The sequence below is a fragment of the Bdellovibrio sp. HM001 genome (genome assembly GCF_055397275.1).
In genome coordinates this window covers 2054010-2075860 of the sequence record NZ_AP029174.1, presented here as the reverse complement: position 1 = coordinate 2075860, position 21851 = coordinate 2054010, and the positions used below count along the sequence as shown (strand labels likewise).

The following is a 21851-nucleotide window of genomic DNA, read 5'->3' as shown; positions in this document are numbered from 1 at the left end:
GCCCGGTACATATAAAGGCCGGCTCAAAAGGACTAAAGTGAGAACACCTTTCCACAGCGGCCGGGCATAACCACATTCTTCTGCTTGAGCACGCGCCAAAGGATCTTAGAGCCCAGTTCATTGTTCATGAGTTCAGGGTGGAACTGCAATAGCAGGCCGCGTCCGTTCTTGAACTCCGTGGCTTCTGTCACTCCGTCGTGTCCCTGGGCCGCCAGTTGCAGAGGGCCGCCTTCTTTAAACACTACGGACTGGTGATGCAGGGAATTGACGGTCATTTTGTTCTGTCCTGGTCCCAGCAAAGAAGCCAGGATGTTGTGTTTGGTGGGTTTGAGTTCGACTTCGTGCCAGTCATTTCCATGGCTGACCTTTGTGCCAACATGGAAGGGGACGTCCTGAATCAATTTGTATCCCAACGCGACAGAAGAAATCTGCGACCCACGGCAAACCCCCAGCAGGAAGCCTTTTTCGCGGGTAACATAAGACTTGATCAGCTCGATTTCAAACATATCGCGCGCTGGGATGGTGTTGCGCGAGTGAGTATTTTGTTTCTTGTACAAAGCAGGCTCCACGTCATCGCCGCCCATGGCTACCATAAAAGGGAATTTTTCTGAAATCTGTGCAAACAGGTCGCGGGTTTCGCTTTGTGAAAGCCCCAGGTTGGCGTTGATCGGAAGGATGTAAGAGCTGTGTTTTCCTTTGGCGAAAATTTTCTGGAAGTTCTCAATTCGCTGCGAATTGCGAGTGTAATCTTTTGGCAGATTGGCAATCAGAAGGGCGCGGGATTCGCGGCGGGCTTCATCCAAGGGCTTGAATCCCGAGAGTCTGACTTCAGGAAGACGGCCTTCAAAAAGCTCCATCAACTCAGGATTGCGATTCAGATTCTGTAAATATCTTTGTGCCGCCTGCTCTGGAGTTTCTCCGGTTTTAACGGGAAGAATCAGCGGCGCCAGGGTGTTTCCTGGAGACCATTCATACAGGCGAACCAGTTCCGTGGTGGCGCTGGCGGTGTGGACGATGAGGGTTGCAATCAGTGACAGAAAAAAGGATTTTTTCATGTGCTATTGCCTTTCGTGGGCTTGAATGACCCGATAGTTATCTGAGTTCGAACACGCTCTTCCAAACTTCTTTTCAAGTTGGACTGCGGTGTGTGCCAGGCTGGAGACATACCCTGGGCCACCGTGGCTTTGCCAGACCTGCAACCATTCAGGGAAAGTGTAAAGTGAGGCCGAGACATTTCGCAGCAGGCGGGAAACAGCGAGATCCACTTCCTTGTCCGTCAACTGGCGGTTTTGCTGCTGCAGTTGTTCTTTCAGATTTTTTTTGTGATTCTGGAAGTCTCGGAGTCCTTTTTTGAAATCAAAGTCTTTGGCGGATACATAGGACAGGGCCTGGGCGCGGTCCGAGGGACTGAGGCTTCCCAGCAATTGCAGGTTGAACTCCTGACTTTTGCGGCGGATGAAGTCCACGCGGCTGAACAGAAATTGCTCCAGATTTTTTACGGCGACAGCGCCACCGGTGTTGTATCCCAAGGTCACCAGCAGACGTTTGATCTGGGTGTGATCGCCCGTAGGATAGCCGGACTCTTTCAGTAGGGCCGGGATGTTGCGTTTTTCGAACTCGGTGGCGACGTATTTTTCATTCAGCTTGTGAAAGATTCCGGCATACAGCAGGTTGCGCAAGGGGTTGGTGGACTTGCTCATCAAGGCACATTTGCTTTCGTTGCGCAGAGGTCTCCAGAAATGGCTGCGTGCCTGGGTGCGGGTTTTCAGCCACTGGCAGGATTTACGGGAGCTTTGATAGATCATGTTTTTATACGTCGGCAGAACCTGGTCCACATCGGCGATGGCTTTGCCAGTCAGTTGTCCTATGCCGGCGTCGCCGTTGGGATTTTGAATCAAGGTATGGAAGCCGCTTTCCATCATCAGCTTCGGGAACAGCCATTGTGGATCGATTTCAAGACAATCCGTGATGGCGGAAAACGCCTGGCTTAAGGATTTGATTTCGCCGCTGCTATAGCGGGGCCGGGCTTGTCCGGGTTGTGGGGCGGCTTTTTCTGTCGTGCACTTAACAAACAATTGCGATTTTTCCCCTTCGGCAATGCGTGGGAACGAGGTGGTCAGGGAGTGGGTCAGGCAACTGTCAAAGTTTTCTGCAGAGGCGATGAAGGGCATCGCACTGATCACAAATATGACAAGTGCGGTCTTAATAAGCGGTATAAAGGATTTGGCTATCGGGCCCTGCATATCCCTTTAGAAAAGCAAGGCCCACGCCATCAGAGGACTGCAAGGTCCTTTTCAAAGGTGTCGCAAAGTGAGTCAACCACGTCCTCCAGCGCGCCCGTTTTTTCATAGAGCTTGCGTTGAATTTCATAGCTGGGATGCTGAAGATCTTTTTCGAGGTCTTTCAGGTACTGAGTGTATCCCAGTTCGGTCGCATCGTCTTTCATCGCGGTCAGAAGATCATTGATATCTTCGCGCAGATTTTTGGTCATGCCGTCGTTATCAATCAGAACTTCACAGTCCATGCCGTGACGGGACGCGCGCCATTTGTTTTCGCGAATCATCCAGTCTGCCGGTGTCTGGCGTCTGTATCCCTGGTCCAGGCGCTTTTGAATGTGGCGCGCCAGTAAATGGATAAAGGACACCAGTCGCGTGGTCTGGCGAATGCCCGGGACGCCATCACAGATGCGGATTTCCAGTGTGCCATAGTTGGGGCTTGGGCGGATGTCCCACCAGATATCTTTGAAGCTCCCGATGGATTTACTCTGGATGAGTTTCTGCACGATGGTTTCAAAATCAGCCCAGTTTTCAACTTTGCAGGGGGTGCCCCCGGCGGGGTGGGCTTCAAAGACCGTGATGCGTGAAGAGGCCAGTCCTGTATCGTGACCTGTCCAGAACGGCGAGCTGGCCGACATGGCTAGCATGTGGGGCAGGTAATACAAGAACTCATTCATCATGGCGATGCAATGGTCCCCATTTTTCATTCCCAGATGCACGTGCAGGCCGTAAATCATCAGGCGGCGGGCAATGTGTTGGTTGCGCTCAATCAGATATTCATAGCGATCTGAAGGGTAAAAAAGACGATCATGCCATTTTGCGAACGGGTGGGTGCCATTGGCGGCCAGTCGGGCGCCGTGCTTTTTGCAAATGCGCAGCAGTTCGCGACCGGTCAGTAAAAGTTCTTGCTCCACTTCCTGGACGTTTTTGCAAATGGGTGTGTCGATCTCCAGCATGCTTTGGAAGATTTCAGGTTTTAAGTGGGGGCTTTGTAGCGACCATTCTTCCAGGATATCCGGAGAGATGGGAAAAAGGTTGCGGGTCAGCGGGTGGATAATTTGAAGCTCAACTTCGACACCCAGCGAGAATAAGTCTGATTTTCCAAATGGAATGGGTTGAGGCTTAGTCATAAAATCACCATAGGGAGTTATGACCACGGGGGCAAATTTTAATGGTGAAAATGTCGGATTTTCATGACTTGGTGCGCTCAAATACGAAATAAAAAATGGGGGGCCTCATCGGCCCCCCGGACTCGTGTGAAGGGAACCACCAAACCTTCACTGAGTCGCCCAAATTTGAATTTTTAATAGTTTCTTTTTCTTGCCTCAACTCGGGCGGGGCGCCGGGCCACCGTTATCCAGAGAGCGTACATCACAACTCCCGAGTAGAAGAGGCAGAACATTGCTACGTCATGTAAGTCTGTCATGTTCTCTCCTTTTTACTTTATGCGGCCTTCCTTGGCCTCGCGGATCTTCGAGGTGCCATCCTAGCGTCCTCTTGTTCCGTTAGTAAGAGCATCCGTGCTCTTACTGATATGACAGGGGTGGGTCCTTTTCAGGTTAAAGAATTTTGCTAAAAATGTGGGCACAAAAAGGTCTAGGTATGGCCAAGGGGTCTACGGGCATTTTATTGACTCTGGGGAAGGGAAATGATTAATTATTTCTTCCCTCTATCAGATTTTCTTATAGGTGCGCGCCGGTGGTGGAATTGGTAGACACGTACGTTTGAGGGGCGTATGCGCGAGCGTGGGGGTTCAAGTCCCCCCCGGCGCACCATTGCCTTCTTCATTTTCTTCGTACAGTCCTCGCTCTTTTTTTATTAATACAGATTAAGTTGGAAAATTGCTTCGTTGGTGAAAGCTGCCTATGTGATTGCTGCGGAACTTGTATTTGCAGGTTCCGTCATTTTGTTTGGCATGGTCAAATTTGATGCGAATATCTTTTTCCAAGCCATTTTTCGAGTCGATAAAGAGATAGATCCAGGTATTCTTGTCTGGAAAACGTTTACTGTGCAGGCCTTTGTTTTAGATCTTCACATGTTGGGATCGTCGGCAGCACGCGAGAGAAGGCTCGGCGGCCAATCATCTTGTGCAGAACTCATTTCGTTCGCCATTGCGGAAACTGAACTAAAAAGCATAGCAAAAATAAGAATTGATTTCATAGATACCTCCAGGGACTTTCGTAAGCGTTGGGGTATTTCATGTCTATAAGTATTGGAGGATGACGTTGGTACCCAACGGTATTTTCGCTCCCTCGGTATCTTAAGGGGGAGCGATTGCCGCGCGGGCGGATTGCGGCGTCCGCGCTTTGTTTTCAGTCTTGTCTTAAAGCGCGGCGGCTTTGAGTTTGGCGATATCAATCTTTTTCATTGTCATCATCGCATCAAAAGCCCGCTTGGCCTTGGTGGGGTCGGTACTGGTGGTTAGCTCCAGCAGGATTCTAGGGGTGATCTGCCAGGAAAAGCCCCAGCGATCCTTGCACCAGCCGCATTCGCTTTCCATGCCGCCGTTGTTGATAATGGCGTTCCAATAGCGATCTGTCTCCTCCTGATTTTCTGTGACAATCATGAAGCTCACCGACTCATTGGGCTTAAAAAGCGGCCCGCCATTAAGCCCGACAAATTTTCGTCCCAGAACCGTGAACTCAACAGTGAGCTCCGTGTCGGCTTTGCCACCTGGGAAATCGCCGGGGGCTTTGTTGATACGTCCAACGCTGCTGTCGGGGAAGGTGCTTGCATAGAAGTGGGCCGCGTTGGCGGCTTCACCGTGGTCAAACCATATACAGGTAATGAGTTCTGCCATACTTTGGTTCTCCGATTGGATGAATGAGTCGTCGAAGAATATTTTATGAAAAGAAAAGGTGGGAAGTCAGCAGGCAAATGTCTGCTGACTGTAGAAGGACAGAAAGATTGCGTTTAGTAGTGCAATTCGCCGCCGGGGAACTTGATGACCCGTTCATTGCCTGGGGCCACCAGATGAGCCCAAATGGGCAGCTTCTGCAGGCCTGGAGCAGCGAGCGTGAAGAGCTTCTTGGTGCGCACCTCACGCAAGGTCAGAGTATAGCGGTGAGCCAGAGTGAAGGGGATGTATTCTTTTTGAATGTCGATGACTTCGAATCTGTTGTATGCCGCCACGGATCGACCATTCAGCATAACAGGCGCCGAGTTCACGATGTGGTCTCGCACGCGTGCGCGTCCTGTTTGCAGTGTGGGGCTGGAGGAGAGTTGATCGGGTATTTGTTTGAAGTTTCCGACCAAAGTTTCAGGATCGGCTTTGGCTCCCACTTTGAATTGAACTCCTGTGGGCTGAAGATTTTTGTTGAGCTCGACAAGATTAAGCAGATACACCGTGTCCACTTTTTTATGGTCCTTCAAACCATAGGTTTCGTGTGCTCGGAGGTGGCTGATTCGGTAGAGGCGACCCTTGCGGATCGGCGGCTGATAGTATTCGGTAAACTTCAGCTCCACACTTTTTTCTGTGGGGGGCATGGTGATCTCAGGATAGGCTTCAACATGAAACAGGTCGGCTTCCGCCTGGAGCAGCAGACGTGAGCGTAATTCACCATATGTGACGGGGCTTGATTTAGCCCAACCTGCAGCAGTGAAAAATAGAATTGTGAGAAGCACTACTTTTGCCATCAAATCCGTGATTGCAGGAACCATTCCATCCTGCCCCCATATTTAGCGTTGCCTGACTCGTCTAGAAATTAGACACGAGACCTAGGTGGGGCACATTTCAAAAGTGTAACCACGTTTTTGCGAGTAACCCCTCTATTTGTATGAGAAGTGTTCGATAAGATATAGAGCACCCTTAACTACCTTTTAACAGGGATTGGCATTATGTTTAAATGGAGTCTGTTCAAAAAATTGCTTCTGTTGAATATCGGCATTTCTTTAGTCGCCATCATTGTTGCCAGTAGCGCCTACTGGGGAGGCAAGAAGACTCAAGAAAAATATGAGGCGGTCGCACGGGGTGTTTTGGATGACGTGATCGCGGTCGATGAGGCTTTTCTGGGCTTTAAAGAAACGCGCATTGGTTTAAGAACTCTGGGCATCGAAGGCGTCACGCCGACTCAAGGGGCTGCTGCGAAAAAGCAAGTTCTTGACGCTGTCGCTGGTGTGGATGAACAACTTAAGAAACTAGACAGACCGAATCTGCCGTCAGAGCAAAAAGCCCTGGTTGACAAGGTGCTTGTGTCCTGGACGTCCTTTAAGAAAGCAGGAGTCGAAATCCTCGGACTGTACGATACGGGAACAGTTGAAAGTCGACAGCGTGTGATTGGGATCTTCTTTAAAGAGTGCCCCGAAGCAGCAGATGAATTTTTTGGGCATGTGCAGAATCTAAGAAACTTCTTCAGCCAAGAACAGAAGCTTTGGGTGGATGATGCTAGAAAGACCGCCGAGTTTAACAATCTGCTTTTGGCCATTATTTCTATCGTGGGCATTCTTTTGGGTCTTTCAGTATCCGTCATTTATATCCGGAGACTTTCCCACGACCTTCAGCGTGTCACTGAAGAGCTGGGTGGGGGCGCCAGACAGGTGGCTGATGCGGCAACTCAGATTGCGACCACATCGACAACCTTGTCTCAATCTGCCGCAAGTCAGGCTGGTTCCTTGGAGGAGTCTGTTGCGACCATTGAGCAGCTGACCGCTACAGTTAAACTGAATTCAGAAAATGCAAAACAGGCTTCTGTACTTGCCAGCTCCACCCGCGATGTGGCCGTGAAAGGTGAAAGTGAGATCAAATCTTTGATCGACTCCATTCAGAGTGTTTCGGCGGACTCGAAAAAAATCGCAGAGATCACTTCCGTGATCGATGACATCGCCTTCCAGACAAATCTGCTGGCTTTGAATGCGGCGGTAGAGGCGGCTCGTGCCGGAGAGCAGGGTAAAGGATTTGCCGTGGTGGCTGAGGCGGTTAGAAATCTGGCTCAGCGAAGTGCCGAGTCGGCCAAAAATATTGCCGCGCTGATTGATGTCAGTGTCGAGCGTATTGGAAAAAGTGCTGAGCAGGCCAATCGCAGTGGTGCGGTGCTGACGGATATCGTGAACTCGGTGAAAAAAGTTTCGGACCTGAACAGCGAAATTGCCACAGCCAGTGAAGAGCAGTCCAATGGCATTGAGCAGATGAGCAATGCCATGAACCAACTGGATGGAGTGACTCAGCAAAATGCGGCGGCTTCGGAAGAGGCCGCAGCCACGGCGGAGGAATTGTCGGCTCAGTCCACGGTCCTACTGAAAAATGTGAATGCTTTGGATCTTCTGGTTTTGGGTGAAGGTCGAGATTCAAATCCGTCTTCCCCATCCTCCAATGTGCTGGAATTTAAACCAAAATCCTTTGAAAGCCATGGCAAGTCTCAGCGCAAGGTGGGTTCCGCAACGGGGTTTTAGGGTTTTAAACCCCTCAGTGCCTGTATGGGCCCGGTGACGCGATGCTGCAACTCGCCGGGCAGTCTGGAAAAAGGGCCATCTAGGCGTGCAAGTTCCTTAAAAAACTGATAGTTATTAAGGACCTATGACAAATGCAAACAACACCCGCACCGCTCCTTATTCCGCCGTAAAACCTGATGTCCAGCTTGCCAAGCAGGAAGAATCCATTTTGGATTTCTGGGATCAGGAAAAGATTTTTGCGCGCTCTTTGGATCCACAGGGTAAAAAAACCTACAGCTTCTATGATGGTCCTCCTTTTGCGACGGGTCTTCCGCACTACGGTCACTTGCTGGCGGGTGTTTTGAAAGACGTTGTTCCTCGTTACTGGACAATGAAGGGCTACACAGTTCCGCGTCGTTTCGGTTGGGATTGTCACGGTCTTCCTGTGGAATACGAAATCAACAAGACTCATAAAATCGAAAGCCGCAAAGACGTTCTGAAAATGGGCGTGGCCAATTACAACGACGCTTGCCGTTCGATTGTAAAGCGTTATTCCAATGAATGGAAAACCACCGTTCGTCGCGTGGGTCGCTGGGTGGATATGGAAAATCCGTACTTCACTATGGACGTGTCTTTCATGCAGTCCGTATGGTGGGTGTTCCAGCAGCTCTTCAACAAGGGCCTGATCTATGAAGGCTACAAAGTTGTTCCTTATTCTGTAGGAATCTCGACATCCCTTTCTAACTTTGAAGCTAATCAAAACTACAAAATGGTGCAGGACCCAGCGATCACGGTGATGTTCAAGCTGGTAAATCAGCCCGACACCGCGATCATGGCTTGGACGACGACTCCATGGACATTGCCTTCCAACCTGGCATTGGCAGTGGGCAATGACATCGAATACGTCAAGGTTTTGGAAAAGGCCACGGGTCGCAAACTGATCGTAGCGCAGGCGTTGTTGTCCTCTTTATTCAAAAAAGCGGACGAGGAAGTGGAGGTCCTTCAGATGATGAAGGGCACTGAACTTGTCGGCCTGACTTACGAACCTCTGTTCCCTTACTTCGGGGATCGCGCAGAAAAAGGGGCGTTCCGCATTATCTCTTCTGAACACGTGACCACGGAAAGTGGTACGGGTGTGGTGCACATGGCGCCGGCTTTCGGGGAAGAGGATTACTATGCTTGTGCTAAAGCCGGCATCCCGATGGTGAACCCTGTTGATGACGACGGGATGTTCACATCAGAAGTTCCAGATTACGCTGGCAAGCGTGTGAAAGAGGCCGACAAGGACATCATTGCGGATCTGAAGAAACGTGGCAGCCTGTTTAAGCAGGACACGATTCAGCATAGTTATCCGTTCTGTTATCGTTCCGATACGCCGCTGATCTATCGTGCGGTGTCTTCCTGGTTCGTGGCAGTTGAGAAAATCAAAGAAGAATTGATCGCGAACAACAAACAAACCACGTGGGTTCCGGACCATCTTCGCGATGGACGCTTTGGCAACTGGCTGGAAGGTGCTCGTGACTGGGCGATCTCGCGCAACCGTTTCTGGGGGACACCACTTCCGATCTGGAGAAATCCAGAGGGTGAAGTGATTTGTGTGGGTTCCCGTGCCGAGCTTGAAAAGCTCTCCGGTCAGAAGATTGATGATTTGCACATCGAATTTGTGGATCAAATCACGATTCCATCGCCCACGGGCAAGTCGCCACTCAAGCGTGTGGATGGGGTTTTGGACTGCTGGTTTGAGTCGGGCTCTATGCCGTATGCGCAATGGGGTTATCCAGAGACCTGCGTGGAAGACTTTAAAAAAGCCTTCCCGGCGGACTTCATCGCTGAAGGTCTGGATCAGACACGCGGCTGGTTCTACACATTGTCCATCATCGGAACAGCGCTGTTTAATCAAGCACCATTCAAAAATGTAGTGGTGAATGGTTTGGTATTGGCCGAAGACGGTCGCAAGATGTCCAAGTCCTTGAAGAACTATCCAGATCCCATGGAGGTCTTGAATCAGCACGGTGCGGATGCTTTGCGTTTGTACCTGATTGACTCGCCAGTGGTGAAAGCGCAGGAGTTGAAGTTCTCTGAAAAAGGCGTGTACGACATCGTTCGTAAGATTCTGCTGAGATGGTGGAATTCTTATTCCTTCTTTGCGAACTATGCCAATATCGACGGCTTTGTTCCAAAAGGGGATGCTAAAAAATCTCCGAACATTCTGGATCAGTGGGTTCTTTCACGCTTAAATGGACTGATTGCCAACACTCATAAAGAGATGGACGCTTATCGCCTGTACAACGTGGTTCCGCACCTGCTTCAGTTCATCGAGGATCTGACAAACACCTACATCCGCTTCAACCGCAGCTTGTTCTGGCAAGAAGGTATGCCGGAAACAAAACGTTATGCGTATGAGACTTTGCATGAGGTTCTGACGACGTTGTCCCGTTTGATGGCGCCGTTTGCTCCGTTCATGTCTGAAGTGACTTACAAAAATCTGGCTCAGGTTCTTCCCAATAAGAAGGACTCGGTTCACTTGGAAAGCTTCCCCGAGGCGGATCTATCCATGCTTCGTCCGGAGCTTGAAGAAGCTGTGAAGGCCATGGACACGTTGGTGACCCTGGGTCGTAATCATCGTGAAAAAATCGGTGTGAAGGCTAAAATTCCTTTGAATGAAATCAAAATCATCCACAGAAGTGCCGAACTTCTGGAGACGCTGAAGAAGTTTGAACCGTTCTTTGTGGACGAGCTGAATTTCCGTAAGGTTGTCTATAATGCCAACGAGGACCAGTTTGTGCAGGTGACTGCCAAGGCCAACTTCCCGGTTTTGGGTAAGCGTCTGGGGCCTAAGATGAAGGCTGTCGGGGCTGGCATTCAGAAGTTGTCCCTGGAAAGCCTGTTGAAGCTTGAAAAAGGCGAAACAGTGATCGTGGAAGGTGAAGAAATTCAACTTTCTGATGTGGAAATCCGCCGTGCACCAAAGGGTGATAATGCGAATCTATCCGTGCATCAGATTGTTTCCATCGAAGTGGACCCGACCGTGACCGCAGAGCAAGAGCGTGAAGGTCTGGCTCGCGAGATCATGCGTAAGATCCAGGTGGCTCGTAAGACAGCGGACTTCCAGATGGATGACAAGATCACTTTGGATATCGCCTGCGAAGGGGCTCTGTTAGAGGCTTTGCAAGCTCATAAGGACATGATCACGTCAGAAACTTTGACGAAGAATCTCAATATCATCAATCTGGCAGCAGAGCCGACCGGTAAGCACACTGAAACATCAGACATCGATGGTCAGGTGATTAAGATCGGTGTGACGAATCTTCCGCGTTCATGATGACCAAGTGGGGAGACGTATTTGAGTTTTCTGCCATCGGGCAGGTGAGGACGCCGTTTAAGGACAGATTTGGTGTTCCTCGTCAGCCGGGTTTGGCATCCGCAGCCAAAGGGGTGATTAAAATTCACCCGGATCCGGATCTTAAAACGTCTCTTCGCAGTCTTGAAGAGTTCACTCATCTTTGGATCGTTTTTGTCTTTCATGATCATGGTGGCAAAAGCTGGAAACCCAGCATTCGTCCTCCACGTCTTGGGGGGAATCGCAAGGTCGGCGTGCTGGCGTCACGTTCTCCGCATCGTCCGAACCCCATCGGCTTATCTGTGGTGGCTATTGAAAAGATTGATCTGGAGGCTGTCGGCGGGCCTGAGATTTTCGTTGCGGGTGTTGATCTGATTGATGGCACGCCTGTATTGGATATCAAACCCTACATCGCCTATGCAGACTCTGTTCCTGAAGCCGGTGCGGGGTGGGCGTCAGAACCGATTCCAAGATACCCGGTCCTGTTTTCAGAAAAAGCCGAAACAGAAATTCAGCAGCGTGACCCTCGCGGTGAAAAGAACCTGAAGGCTTTAATTGTTGAGGTGATGGAACTTGATCCGCGCCCGGCTTTTCAGAAGCGACAATCGCCTCCTTCCGAGGAGAAATCCTGGGGTTTGCGCTACGGAATCGATATTCTTGGCAACGATGTGAAGTACGAAATCACCTCTGCCGGATTTGTGATTTACGATATTCTGGATATGACATAGTCAATCCTTGTCCTGGACTTTTCTGGCAAGGTGTTTGAAATCAAAAAACTTTCCCGGCAAAATGAAGTAAGAAGTTTCCATGACGGAAACCAGAGGGTGCGTAATGAAAAGGAATTCATTCGTCGCGGCTTTGTCAGTCGCTTTTGCTGCCACGTTGTCAGTGGGTTTTGTTTCAGTCACTCCTAAGGTGATCTATGGCGATGACAACCGTGTGGATGTCTATCAGGTGCAGCGCGAGGATATCCGTCAGCTGGCCGATTCCACGGTGGCTTTGATTCCCAAAAAAGTTTTGTACGACAATCGTAAAGACGGCTTCACTCATAAACCCACCAAGTACGGTTGGGAACGAGAGCTTTGTTCTGACGAAGCTTTTTATGAGCAGCCCACATCTGCGAACTGCTCGGGTTCTTTGGTGGGGGCGGATTTGATCGCCACAGCCGGGCACTGCGTGAAAAGCACCGCAGACTGCAAGACTTATTCTTTTGTGTTTGGATATCGAATGGTGGATGCAGAAACGGCCCCTTTAACTTCCAGATACGACGATGTCTATGACTGTAAAGAGGTGGTGTACCGAGAGTATTCCTCCAAGCAGGATTACGCCTTGATCCGTCTGGATCGCTCTGTGCTAAACCGCACTCCCGTGCGCCTGCAGCGGGGCGGAGTTCAACCTGGAGATGAGTTGTTTGTGATCGGCCACCCCGCGGGACTGCCGACGAAGGTGGCGGCCGGAGCGCATGTGCGTTCGGTGTCTCAGGGCTATTTCACAGCGAATCTGGATACCTATGGAGGCAATTCCGGATCAGCCGTGTTTAATGCGCGCACGAATGAAGTGGTCGGCATTCTGGTTCGTGGAGAGATGGATTTTGAATATGATAGCGAAAGATCTTGCAACATGAGCTATCGCTGTCAGGATGAGGACTGCCGGGGTGAGGATGTGACGGATATTTCGTTCATTATCCGGGCTTTGCAAAGAGCTAAAGGTCATTAAAAAGCCACGGCGCGGGCACAGGATTTTCTTTTAAAAAAAGCCCCGTTTCAGAACGGGGCTTTTTGGTTTTTAAGATTCCGTGTTTAGTTCCGGGAAGGATTTCACCAGATCATCCAGGGCCTTCATCTGTTGCAGGAACGGTTCCACCTTTGCAAGAGGAAGGGCGGAAGGCCCATCGCACTTGGCTTTATCCGGTTCAGGATGGCTTTCAATAAATAGGCCCGCCAGGCCGACGGCCAGACCCGCACGGGACAGTTCTGCCACTTGGCCACGACGACCGCCAGAAGCTGCTCCAAATGGATCACGGCATTGCAAAGCATGGGTCGCATCCAGAATCACCGGACTTCCTTTGGAAACCTTTTTCATGATGTTAAAGCCCAGCATGTCCACAACCAGATTGTCATAACCAAAGTTGGTGCCGCGATCGCAAAGAATCACTTGGTCGTTACCGCACTCCTGGATCTTTTCGACGATGTTACCCATTTGACCGGGGCTCAGGAATTGTGGCTTTTTGACGTTGATCACAGAGCCGGTGCGAGCCATGGCCTCAACCAGATCTGTCTGGCGTGCCAGGAATGCAGGAAGCTGGATCACATCGACCACTTCCGCTACAGGTTTGGCCTGATAGATTTCGTGAACGTCGGTGATAATTTTCACGCCAAAGGTTTTCTTCAGTTCAGCAAAAATCTTAAGACCTTCTTCCATGCCCGGACCTCGATAGGAGTGGATGGAAGAACGATTGGCTTTGTCGAAAGAGGATTTAAAGACGTAGGGGATTTTCAGTTTGTCGGTCACTTTGACGAAGTGTTCACAGACCTGCATGGCCAGATCGCGGGACTCCAGAACATTCAGTCCGGCAAAAAGCACGAAAGGTTTGTCGTTGGCGATCTCAATATTTCCGATTTTGACTGTTTTGTTTTGCATAGGACCATCCGTTTCAATGCCAAACAGAATAGCACCGTTCTGCGCAATTTGACATGGAATTTTGTGGGCGTTCCTGTGCAGCGCCACTGGGCTTTTGTGAGGGACAAGAGCTTATTGGCAAAAACAGGCACAGCGGTCTTTTCAAGGGGCCTGGGATGGTTTTTCCTAGTTAAAGGAGGCATCCATGGCCGCGAGTATTTGGAAGGGTTCCATCAGTTTTGGTCTTTTGAATATTCCCGTCACCTTGCAAAGCGCACAGAGCGAAAAAGAGGTTCACTTTTCTTTGCTCGATAAGAAAGACATGTCGCGTATTAAGTACATGAAGGTCAGTGCCAAGACCGGGCAGGAAGTGCCCAGCGATCGTATCGTGAAGGGGTACGAGTATCAATCCGGCCGCTATGTGATCCTGACCGAGGCAGAACTGAAGAAAGCCAATATCAAGGCCACCCAGACTATTGATATTGAGGACTTCGTGCTGCTTGAAGAAGTCGATCCCATTTTCTTTGATCGACCCTACTACCTGGCGCCACAAAAGGGCGCGGAAAAAGGTTATTTCCTTTTGCGGGATGCCTTGAAGGAAACCAAGAAAGTGGCTGTTGCCAAGCTGGTGATCCGAATCAAACAACATCTGGCTCTGATCATGGCCCGGGGGCCTTATCTGGTGCTGGAACTTTTGCGATTTTCTCATGAAGTAAAAAGCGAAAAACAAGTGCATTTTTTGAACGCCAGCATGAAGAAGCGCTCTTACAGTCCAAAGGAGCTCAAGATGGCCGAGGATTTGGTGGATGGCATGACGTCGAAGTGGAATCCAGATCAGTATCGCGACACGTATTATCAGGATGTGATGAAAACAATTCAGCGCAAAGTGCGCGGAGGCAAAGGTCACAAGGTGGTTGAAGGCAAGGTTGAGAAAATTCAAACCACGGATAATGTTATTGATCTGATGCCGCTTCTGCAGAAGAGTCTGCAGGCAAGCAAAAAGGTCCGACGTAAACCTCGATTGCGGGCTTAGTCATGTCACTTCGTACTTACCACCAGAAACGCGACCTAAGAAAAACGTCCGAACCAAAGGGGAAAAAGCGTCCCACTCAAACGTTGTCCCCGTTGATGTTTGTGGTTCAGGAACATCATGCCTCGCATTTGCACTATGATTTTCGCCTGGAATGGGGCGGGGTTTTGAAAAGCTGGGCTATTCCCAAGGGGCCTTCCTTGGATCCGCATCTGAAAAGACTGGCGGTGGAAGTTGAAGATCATCCTCTGGAATACGGAAGCTTTGAGGGGAAAATCCCTGAAGGAGAATACGGCGCAGGAGAGGTTTATATTTGGGATACCGGAATCTGGATTCCAAAATCCTCTCCGGCGGAGGGGCTAAAAAAGGGGCATCTGGAGTTTGAACTCAAAGGGCATCGCCTGAAGGGAGCTTGGGATTTGATTCGTACGCGCCTGAAGGGGAAAAGTCCGCAGTGGCTTTTGGTTAAACGCGAAGACCCCTTTGCCAAACCCGGAGATGAGGCTTCGGTGACAGGTGACAAGGCCTCGGCGCGTCCCCGGCGCCGAGCCAGGAAGCTCGGCTTCGTGAAACCCATGTTGGCGTTGCTGGTGGACCGGCCGCCGCAAGGTTCTCAGTGGCTGCATGAGATAAAATGGGATGGATACCGTATTCAGGCGCATCTTGATGGGCGCAGTGTTCACCTGTTCACCCGGGCCGGGAACGATTGGGCTGGTAAGATGCCTTCGTTGGTTCGGGAGCTTTCCCGCGTCAGTGTGCAGTCCGCGGTGTTTGATGGCGAAGTGGTTGTGCTGGATAAAAAAGGGCGCAGTCATTTTCAAAGTCTGCAGAATTATTTTGATTCAAATCCATCGCAGAAGCTGACTTACATGCTCTTTGATCTTTTGATGCTCAACGGAGAAGACCTGCGCGAGCATCCTCTGAAGGAGCGCCGGCAAAAAATGCGGCAAATTTTAAAAGGACACCGGGGACTGTTGCGTTTGAGTCCGGGGCTTAAGGGTGTCGGTTCCAGGCGTTGGTCCCAGTTGCAAAAAAAGGGCATCGAGGGTGTGGTTTCCAAAAAACTGGAAAGCACTTACGTTTCCGGACGCAAGGGCGAGTGGGTGAAAAGTAAGTTTTTAAATCGTCAGGAGTTTGTGATTGGCGGCTATACCCTGGGGCGTGGCAGTCGATCTGAGTTTGGCTCGTTGCTTCTAGGGGCTTACGAGAAAGGCCAACTGCGGTTTGTGGGCAAGGTGGGAACAGGTTTTGATCAGAATAAAATGACTTCGCTCTTGCGCCAGTTGAAAAGAATCAAGACCCGAAAAAATCCCTTTCAATCCGGAGATCCGCCCCGAAAAGACGCGATATGGGTTCGACCTCAACTGCTGGCTGAAGTGAGCTTTGCCAACTGGACTCACGGATTGCATCTGCGGTCTCCGGTCTTTGTGGATTTAAGAAAGGACAAACCTGCTCCGGAGGTGACATCAGACTCCCTGCTTCTGACGAATCCGGATAAGATACTTTATCCTGTCGAAGGAATAACCAAACTTCAGGTGGCGGAATACTACATTGCAATGGCTGAACGTCTGCATCCTTATATTGAAAACCGTCTGCTGGCGGTGCTTCGGTGTCCCGACGGTGCTGCGGGAAAGTGCTTCTTTCAAAAACATCTGAAGTCGGGCACTGAAGCGGTGGCTGTTTTGGAAAAGGATTCGGCCTTGTATGTCACCGATGTGCGAGGGTTGTTGGAGCTGGTGCAGATGGGAGCGTATGAAATTCATGCCCGCAACTGTCGTGCAGAGTCTCCGGCCCGGCCGGATCAGTTTGTGTTGGATCTGGACCCCGGCGAGGGAGTTCCTTGGAGAGATGTGGTCGCCACCGCCTTGATGATACGAAATGATTTGCGAACTTTGGGGCTGCGCAGTTTTGTCAAACTCAGCGGAGGCAAAGGGTTGCATATTCATGTTCCGTTTCAGTCAGGCCCCGGCTGGGACGAAGTCAAAAAATTCACCCGAGAACTGGTGTTGTTGTGGGAACGTCGTCTTCCGGAAAAACTAGTCAGCAAGATGACCAAGAAGGTGCGTCAGGGAAAGATTTTTATAGATTACTTTCGCAACTCCCGCGGATCCACCAGTGTTCTGCCGTATTCGTTGCGGGCTCGAGAAAAAAGCTCTGTGGCCTGGCCGGTGAACTGGAGGCAGTTGGCGAAGTATAAAGCCGGGGATGCGGTCAGTCTGACCAGGGCGTTGCAGCTTTTGAAGACCGGCAGGGACCCTTGGAAGAATTATTTTTCCCGGGTCCCGATCCTGCCAACTAAGAAGCTTAGAAGTGCTTCTTAACCGTGTCGCAAACGTATTGAAGTTCTTCTTGAGTGATGTAAGCAAAGCAAGGAAGGTTCAACACAGCCTGGGAAATGTGGTGAGCATTGCCGTTGTCGATTTTGCCAGCCAGATGGCCTGCAGAACCGGACTGGTGGCTCATGGCGCCCGGATAGATGGTGCCGAAGCCCACATTGGCTTTTTTCAAGGACTCAATCAAAGACCCACGCAAGGAAGGCTCAATCATCGCCACGGCACAGTAACCATTTTCTTTGATGTTGGCTTTTGCGCGCACGGGCTTCAAGGGAAGACCTTGCAGGGACTCTTCGTAGAACTTAACTGCATTCATGCGGCTTTGAATACGGGCATCAATGTGTTTCAAGGACATGTTCAGGAACAGGGATTCGTAAGCACCAATGCGAGAATTCCAGCCGATCATTCCGTGAGAGTAGTGATCCGTTCTGCCATGGTTGATCAGAGTGCGGCAGTTTTTGGCGTATTCATCGTTGGATGTGAAGATGGCACCCGCATCACCCGAAGCACCCAGAACTTTTGCCGGATAGAAACTGGTCGTGGAAATCAAAGCAGTGCCCAGAATAGACTGGCCGTCGATTTCAGTGCCAAAGCATTGTGCGCCGTCTTCAATCAAAAGTACGCCTGCTTCCTTGGCGAATTTACGGATTTCCAAAGTGTCTGCAGAAGCCCAGCCGTACAGGTGAACCATCACCGCTGCTTTGGGTTTGAATTGGTCAACGGCTTGTTTGAAGGTGGCCAGATCCCAGTGGCAGGTTTCGCGATTTACGTCCACTGTCACAGGGTTTGCGCCCACGTTTACAACGGCTTCAAAGGTCGCCCAGAAAGTCATGTCGGGAACAAGAACCTTGTCGTTTTTGTTCACGCCCACCGCGCGCAAAGCGATCTGGATGGCATCGGTTCCGTTAGCGCAGCCAATGGCATGTTTGGATTTTGTGCACTTGGCAAGATTGGCTTCCATCTCAGCCACAATCGGACCACCGACGAATTGTGTTTTGTCGAAAAGATTTGCAACGCCGTTCAGGAATTCGTCGCGGAAGCCAGGTTCAAAACGATTTAGTGTGATAAATGGAACTTGTTGGATGCTCATAATATCTCTCTCGAAGAAAGTGTTTAGTCGATGAGGAAATTATCCAATAGGTCATGACAAGTTGCAACTGTACGGAAAGTTTGTTTGCCGTGCATCCAAGAACTGTATCTTTTTTTACGTGGCTGGTGGTGCTTTCTTGCAACACACTTTGTGATTCGAGCTGGACTCTGGTCCTCGGGGATAAAGCACCCGCGATCACGAGTGCTTTAAACCGTCGTCAGTCCCAGGTGCGCCCATCGGGCATGATTTGCATATCCCGGCGCATCTGCTCTTCGCGTTGTCTTTGTTCGTTCATCTGTCTGCGGTATTCCTTGAGGATTCGCTCCTGGCGGCGTTCGATGTCGTTTTGGCCCTCCAGCAAAGTGTTTTGAGACGTGCGTGGTGGAGGACCGGCTGGACGCCGTTCTTGCGGACCTCGGGGTTGTGCCTGAAGATGACTTAAAGGCACCAACAGAGCCGCAGTGAGTATGATCAAGCTGAGTTTCATATTGCCCCCTTTGAGCTTTTAATTAGTGTCTGCTCTTGTTGACCAGATACGCCGTCAACGCTCCAATGCCGGCGATGCCCACCGCTCCCAGGATGACCTGATAAGGGTGTTGGATGGCGTAGTCTTTGCCGCTGCTATACAACGACGCGGCCCGGGATTGGATAGTTGAGGATGCAGCTGAGGAAGGGTTTTTCTGTTTGGGTGTGCCAAAGTAGGTGGGCACATTTTCTCGATAGTTGGCCATGGGGTCCTCCTTTTTTCTTTTGGTCTCATTGTCGCTCTGTCAGAGCGTAAAGCCTATGCCTGGTTTTTGATGTTGTTAGAGACCACAAAAGAACTGGGACCTTGGTAGGTCCCGTTCTCTACTTTCGTTTGAAGTGCAGGTCGTTATGTATGTCTTTCACCCCGGCGCACCGGGCGACCTGCTCTTCAATAAAGCGTTTCATCTTTCGTGATGGAACCTCACCGCGCAAGGTGACCTCGCCGTTGACCACCACAACTTCCACATCGGCCGTAGGCAGTTCTGCTTCCAGATTCAGCTTGTCGTGCAATTCATTTTCAATAAGTCGGTCGCTTTTTTCTTCATCCTTGGACGAGGTCGAAACAAATCGAGCATCTTCAAAGGCTGGTCGGTAACTTTCAGCACAGCCGGGCTTTTCCTGCCGCAATCGAGCCACATCAAGTTCGCTGGAGCGCAGCTCCTTCTGTGAATCCGTGTCGTAATAGCAGTGAATGCTCTTTTCCTGCGTCGGTCTTTTGTTCTTAAATCGCGGAGTCGCGTTCTTTGCGGGTTTCATGTTCGGTCCTTTCCTCGGTGGCGGGCTCCGAAGGTTGGGGTTGGGGGGATGCTTTGGGAACGGCGCTCCTCAAGCCGGAGATCGCCGGTCCATTAAGAACTTCGCCGGTGCAACTGAAGCGTGAACCATGGCAGGGGCAGTCCCAGGTTTTTTCTGCCGCATTCCAGTGGACGATGCCCCCCAGGTGCGGGCAAACCGCGCTCATGGTGTAGGTTCTGTTTTGTTTGTCGGTGTATATGGCAAAGGTACGGGCCCCCTGATGCAACAGGTGACCTTCGCCGGGCTGGCTGGTGCTGTTTTTCAACTCCCGTCGCAGGTGAATGCGATCTTTGTATTGCACCAGGGCGTTCATGTTGTCGCGCAGAGCTTTTCCCAGGCTGCGCATACGAAAACGCGACGGCGAATAAATATCGGTCCAGTCATTGGGTGTTTCCTGGATCAGATCGCGCAGAATCATGGCGCTCAGGGCGCCGTGGGTCAGGCCGTGGCCCGAGTCGGCACAGGCGATATAGGTGTTGCGATCGCCGGGATTTTTTCCGATGTAAGCCAGTCCATCCAGAGGCTCGATGATTTGTCCCGACCACTGAAGGGTCATCGGTCCTGAAATCCCCAGATTGAAAAGCGCCCAGTCATGTAAAGTTTCAAAGATGCTTTCTGGATGATCCTCTTGGCCGACGCGATGATCTTCGCCGCCGATCAGCAGAAGATCCAGCCCCTCCTTGAAGTCCGGGACTTTGCGAAGGTAATGGTAGGGTTTGGTCGTGTCCCACATCAGAATATCAGGGAAGCTGTCGCTGGGCACCTCGATGCCAATCACATAGCTGCGGAAGGCTTTTTCCTTGCTGTGGATTTGAACCCGGTCGTTCACGGGGACGTTGGTGGCAACGACGATCTTTTTGGCATAGACACAGTATCCTGCCGTGGTCTTTGCATAGGTCAGGGGGGTGTCTTTAAACTCAATTGCCGGAGACTCCGTGTAGATCTCTCCACCCATTTTCTGGATGGCCTGGATCAGTCCCAGAACATATTTCTGACTGTGGATGCGGGCCTGACGTGGAAAGCGCAAGGCCGGTCCGAAGTCGGCGAAGTGTGCCGGAGAAACCTGCAGCTCCACATCGTGAAGCCCCAGTCTGCGCGCGGCTTGAGCTTCCTGCTTAAGATATTCTTTGTTGGTCTCAGGGCTTAAGTACAAATACCCATCCAGTCGTCTGAAGTCGCAGTGGATGCTCTCTTCCTGAATGATTTTTTCTATCAGGTCGATGGCGTCCGAGTGACTGGCCACAGCTTTTCTGGCCGCCTCTTCGCCCAGGGATTCGATCAGGTTTGACAGCCCCTCGTCCAGAATGTTGGACAAGTGCCCGCTGGTGCGGGAGGTTTCATTGTTGCCCAGGGTGTCCCTCTCCAACAGCACGACCTTGAAGCCGTTTTTAAGAAGCAAATAGGCGGTGGTCAGGCCGGTGATACCGGCGCCGACAATGCAGACGTCTGTGGAGCAGTCTTTGCGCAGGGGCGTGAAGGGCGGCAGGGGTTGAGACTGCCAGTATGAGGGATTAATTTGGTGATGAGACTGCATGGGAGATCTCCTTTCTCCAGACATAAATTGTATGTCCGCCTATAAAAACAATCAGTGTCGAGTAGTAGACCCACGCCAGCAGCACGACGATCGAGCCTGCGGCGCCATAAGCCGACGTGATAGAACTGCTTCCCAGGTAAAGGCCGACAAGCTCCTTGCCGACGACAAATAAAACGGCGGTGATGACTCCGGCATAGGTGGCGTCCCGTACAGGAAAGCGAGGGACGGGAAGAAAGTGAAAGATGCCAGTGAAAAGGACGATGTAAAGAAGCAGGGAAAAGACGATATTCAGCAGGAACGCCCCTTTTCCGTCGTTGATCAGTCCGATGCGCACGATGGTGTTTAAAATTGTAGAGACGATCAGCGACACCATCATCGCAAAGATAAAAGCAAAGGCCAGTCCGATGTGGAACAGGCGATTTTTAAGATAGGCCAGGGTGGCCTTCAGGATGCTGAGATCCTCGGGCTCTTCTTTGTTTCCCATGATCAGGGTCAGAGCCGAGCGCATTTCCCCAAATATCAAACCGGAAGACAGGATCAATGTGACGCTGCCGACAATTCCTGCCATGGAAATAAGGTCGGTTCTTTCTTTGGCGTTTTGCACGACCGCTTCAACCGCACCCGCCGCCACGGGGCCGACAAGGTTGTTCACCTCGCGCAGGAAGGCTTGTTGCAGTTCCAGGCCGATCTTGGAAACCAGAGTCAGAGAGATCATGATCAAGGGCGCTAATGAAAAACAGGTGTAAAAGGCCACCGATGCCGCCCAAGTCATGGTGTGGCATTCAGTGAACCTGTCTGCAAAGGTGACTACGAAATTTTTCGCTTTCGCCATGAAAGACCTCATTCTTATTATTCAGTCCTTCAAACGTCGGTGAAAGGTAAAAGTCCGTGCAAAAATACACCGTTTTACTGCTGGCGGAGTGTGAGTTTTCCTCTAAC

The 21851-nt window shown here is 50.8% G+C and carries 19 protein-coding genes and 1 tRNA gene; 8 read left to right on the top strand and 12 right to left on the bottom strand.

The features are described from left to right. Positions 1-32 precede the first annotated feature (32 nt). Genes ACZ5ZZ_RS10040 through ACZ5ZZ_RS10030 form a run of 3 tightly spaced genes read right to left on the bottom strand, consistent with a single transcriptional unit; the run spans position 33 to position 3406 of the window. The gene (locus ACZ5ZZ_RS10040) at positions 33-1055 is read right to left on the bottom strand and encodes a gamma-glutamyl-gamma-aminobutyrate hydrolase family protein (RefSeq protein WP_464130913.1); all 1023 of its coding nucleotides are present in this window, start codon (positions 1053-1055) and stop codon (positions 33-35) included. Between the two features lie 3 nt (positions 1056-1058). After that, on the bottom strand, positions 1059-2243 hold the full coding sequence (locus ACZ5ZZ_RS10035) for a hypothetical protein (RefSeq protein ID WP_464130912.1): 1185 nt from the start codon (positions 2241-2243) through the stop codon (positions 1059-1061). A gap of 29 nt (positions 2244-2272) precedes the next feature. Then, positions 2273-3406: a carboxylate-amine ligase gene (locus ACZ5ZZ_RS10030; RefSeq protein WP_464130910.1), complete on the bottom strand. Its 1134-nt coding sequence runs from the start codon at positions 3404-3406 to the stop codon at positions 2273-2275. A gap of 562 nt (positions 3407-3968) precedes the next feature. On the opposite strand from ACZ5ZZ_RS10030, the gene ACZ5ZZ_RS10025 reads away from it, so the two are divergent. Further along, positions 3969-4051 (top strand) — tRNA-Leu (locus ACZ5ZZ_RS10025). Positions 4052-4128: 77 nt separating this feature from the next. Beyond that, the gene (locus ACZ5ZZ_RS10020; RefSeq protein WP_464130897.1) at positions 4129-4485 is read left to right on the top strand and encodes a hypothetical protein; all 357 of its coding nucleotides are present in this window, start codon (positions 4129-4131) and stop codon (positions 4483-4485) included. Positions 4486-4599: 114 nt separating this feature from the next. On the opposite strand, the gene ACZ5ZZ_RS10015 is transcribed toward ACZ5ZZ_RS10020, so the two are convergent. Further along, the gene (locus ACZ5ZZ_RS10015; RefSeq protein WP_464130895.1) at positions 4600-5076 is read right to left on the bottom strand and encodes a VOC family protein; all 477 of its coding nucleotides are present in this window, start codon (positions 5074-5076) and stop codon (positions 4600-4602) included. Positions 5077-5189: 113 nt separating this feature from the next. Next, positions 5190-5936 carry a hypothetical protein gene (locus tag ACZ5ZZ_RS10010; RefSeq protein ID WP_464139192.1) on the bottom strand — a complete coding sequence of 249 codons (747 nt, stop codon included), beginning with the start codon at positions 5934-5936 and terminating at the stop codon, positions 5190-5192. 177 nt (positions 5937-6113) lie between these two features. On the opposite strand from ACZ5ZZ_RS10010, the gene ACZ5ZZ_RS10005 reads away from it, so the two are divergent. The 4 genes from ACZ5ZZ_RS10005 to ACZ5ZZ_RS09990 all read left to right on the top strand — a co-directional run bounded on the left by ACZ5ZZ_RS10005 (position 6114) and on the right by ACZ5ZZ_RS09990 (position 12699). Beyond that, the gene (locus tag ACZ5ZZ_RS10005) at positions 6114-7664 is read left to right on the top strand and encodes a methyl-accepting chemotaxis protein (RefSeq protein ID WP_464139190.1); all 1551 of its coding nucleotides are present in this window, start codon (positions 6114-6116) and stop codon (positions 7662-7664) included. Between the two features lie 124 nt (positions 7665-7788). After that, positions 7789-10965, top strand: coding sequence for an isoleucine--tRNA ligase (ileS, locus tag ACZ5ZZ_RS10000; RefSeq protein ID WP_464139189.1), 3177 nt, complete (start codon positions 7789-7791; stop codon positions 10963-10965). Beyond that, positions 10962-11711 carry a tRNA (N6-threonylcarbamoyladenosine(37)-N6)-methyltransferase TrmO gene (gene tsaA, locus ACZ5ZZ_RS09995; RefSeq protein ID WP_464139188.1) on the top strand — a complete coding sequence of 250 codons (750 nt, stop codon included), beginning with the start codon at positions 10962-10964 and terminating at the stop codon, positions 11709-11711. Before ileS ends, tsaA begins: the two co-directional genes overlap by 4 nt. Positions 11712-11814: 103 nt before the next feature. Then, positions 11815-12699, top strand: a complete 885-nt coding sequence (locus ACZ5ZZ_RS09990; RefSeq protein ID WP_464139186.1) for a trypsin-like serine peptidase — start codon at positions 11815-11817, stop codon at positions 12697-12699. Positions 12700-12768: 69 nt separating this feature from the next. Here the strand turns inward: ACZ5ZZ_RS09990 and kdsA are convergent, their stop codons facing one another. Beyond that, the gene (kdsA, locus tag ACZ5ZZ_RS09985; RefSeq protein WP_464117057.1) at positions 12769-13623 is read right to left on the bottom strand and encodes a 3-deoxy-8-phosphooctulonate synthase; all 855 of its coding nucleotides are present in this window, start codon (positions 13621-13623) and stop codon (positions 12769-12771) included. A 184-nt stretch (positions 13624-13807) separates the two neighbouring features. On the opposite strand from kdsA, the gene ku reads away from it, so the two are divergent. Next, a complete protein-coding gene (ku, locus tag ACZ5ZZ_RS09980) occupies positions 13808-14635 on the top strand; it encodes a non-homologous end joining protein Ku (RefSeq protein ID WP_464139185.1) in 828 nt (275 codons plus the stop codon). 2 nt (positions 14636-14637) lie between these two features. Beyond that, the gene (ligD, locus tag ACZ5ZZ_RS09975; protein WP_464139183.1) at positions 14638-16953 is read left to right on the top strand and encodes a DNA ligase D; all 2316 of its coding nucleotides are present in this window, start codon (positions 14638-14640) and stop codon (positions 16951-16953) included. On the opposite strand, the gene ACZ5ZZ_RS09970 is transcribed toward ligD, so the two are convergent. The 6 genes from ACZ5ZZ_RS09970 to ACZ5ZZ_RS09945 all read right to left on the bottom strand — a co-directional run bounded on the left by ACZ5ZZ_RS09970 (position 16937) and on the right by ACZ5ZZ_RS09945 (position 21744). Then, positions 16937-18055, bottom strand: a complete 1119-nt coding sequence (locus ACZ5ZZ_RS09970) for a DegT/DnrJ/EryC1/StrS family aminotransferase (RefSeq protein WP_464139182.1) — start codon at positions 18053-18055, stop codon at positions 16937-16939. The genes ligD and ACZ5ZZ_RS09970 overlap by 17 nt on opposite strands. 217 nt (positions 18056-18272) lie before the next feature. Continuing rightward, entirely contained in the window at positions 18273-18542 is a 270-nt protein-coding gene (locus tag ACZ5ZZ_RS09965) for a hypothetical protein (protein WP_464130887.1), read from the bottom strand. A gap of 22 nt (positions 18543-18564) precedes the next feature. Further along, positions 18565-18786 carry a hypothetical protein gene (locus tag ACZ5ZZ_RS09960; protein WP_464130886.1) on the bottom strand — a complete coding sequence of 74 codons (222 nt, stop codon included), beginning with the start codon at positions 18784-18786 and terminating at the stop codon, positions 18565-18567. Positions 18787-18904: 118 nt separating this feature from the next. Beyond that, positions 18905-19339: a BON domain-containing protein gene (locus ACZ5ZZ_RS09955; protein ID WP_464139180.1), complete on the bottom strand. Its 435-nt coding sequence runs from the start codon at positions 19337-19339 to the stop codon at positions 18905-18907. Further along, positions 19305-20912: an FAD-dependent oxidoreductase gene (locus ACZ5ZZ_RS09950; protein ID WP_464139178.1), complete on the bottom strand. Its 1608-nt coding sequence runs from the start codon at positions 20910-20912 to the stop codon at positions 19305-19307. Before ACZ5ZZ_RS09950 ends, ACZ5ZZ_RS09955 begins: the two co-directional genes overlap by 35 nt. After that, a complete protein-coding gene (locus ACZ5ZZ_RS09945) occupies positions 20890-21744 on the bottom strand; it encodes a YihY/virulence factor BrkB family protein (protein ID WP_464139176.1) in 855 nt (284 codons plus the stop codon). Before ACZ5ZZ_RS09945 ends, ACZ5ZZ_RS09950 begins: the two co-directional genes overlap by 23 nt. Positions 21745-21851: the final 107 nt, after the last annotated feature.

Coding starts and splice junctions, on each gene's coding strand:
- ACZ5ZZ_RS09965 (WP_464130887.1), bottom strand. CDS start 18,542: ATGAAACTCAGCTTGATCATACTCACTGCGGCTCTGTTGGTGCCTTTA.
- ACZ5ZZ_RS10015 (WP_464130895.1), bottom strand. CDS start 5,076: ATGGCAGAACTCATTACCTGTATATGGTTTGACCACGGTGAAGCCGCC.
- ileS (WP_464139189.1), top strand. CDS start 7,789: ATGACAAATGCAAACAACACCCGCACCGCTCCTTATTCCGCCGTAAAA.
- ACZ5ZZ_RS09945 (WP_464139176.1), bottom strand. CDS start 21,744: ATGGCGAAAGCGAAAAATTTCGTAGTCACCTTTGCAGACAGGTTCACT.
- ACZ5ZZ_RS09990 (WP_464139186.1), top strand. CDS start 11,815: ATGAAAAGGAATTCATTCGTCGCGGCTTTGTCAGTCGCTTTTGCTGCC.
- tsaA (WP_464139188.1), top strand. CDS start 10,962: ATGATGACCAAGTGGGGAGACGTATTTGAGTTTTCTGCCATCGGGCAG.
- ACZ5ZZ_RS10030 (WP_464130910.1), bottom strand. CDS start 3,406: ATGACTAAGCCTCAACCCATTCCATTTGGAAAATCAGACTTATTCTCG.
- ku (WP_464139185.1), top strand. CDS start 13,808: ATGGCCGCGAGTATTTGGAAGGGTTCCATCAGTTTTGGTCTTTTGAAT.
- ACZ5ZZ_RS10010 (WP_464139192.1), bottom strand. CDS start 5,936: ATGGTTCCTGCAATCACGGATTTGATGGCAAAAGTAGTGCTTCTCACA.
- ACZ5ZZ_RS09955 (WP_464139180.1), bottom strand. CDS start 19,339: ATGAAACCCGCAAAGAACGCGACTCCGCGATTTAAGAACAAAAGACCG.
- ACZ5ZZ_RS09970 (WP_464139182.1), bottom strand. CDS start 18,055: ATGAGCATCCAACAAGTTCCATTTATCACACTAAATCGTTTTGAACCT.
- ACZ5ZZ_RS09950 (WP_464139178.1), bottom strand. CDS start 20,912: ATGCAGTCTCATCACCAAATTAATCCCTCATACTGGCAGTCTCAACCC.
- ligD (WP_464139183.1), top strand. CDS start 14,638: ATGTCACTTCGTACTTACCACCAGAAACGCGACCTAAGAAAAACGTCC.
- ACZ5ZZ_RS09960 (WP_464130886.1), bottom strand. CDS start 18,786: ATGGCCAACTATCGAGAAAATGTGCCCACCTACTTTGGCACACCCAAA.
- ACZ5ZZ_RS10005 (WP_464139190.1), top strand. CDS start 6,114: ATGTTTAAATGGAGTCTGTTCAAAAAATTGCTTCTGTTGAATATCGGC.
- ACZ5ZZ_RS10035 (WP_464130912.1), bottom strand. CDS start 2,243: ATGCAGGGCCCGATAGCCAAATCCTTTATACCGCTTATTAAGACCGCA.
- ACZ5ZZ_RS10040 (WP_464130913.1), bottom strand. CDS start 1,055: ATGAAAAAATCCTTTTTTCTGTCACTGATTGCAACCCTCATCGTCCAC.
- kdsA (WP_464117057.1), bottom strand. CDS start 13,623: ATGCAAAACAAAACAGTCAAAATCGGAAATATTGAGATCGCCAACGAC.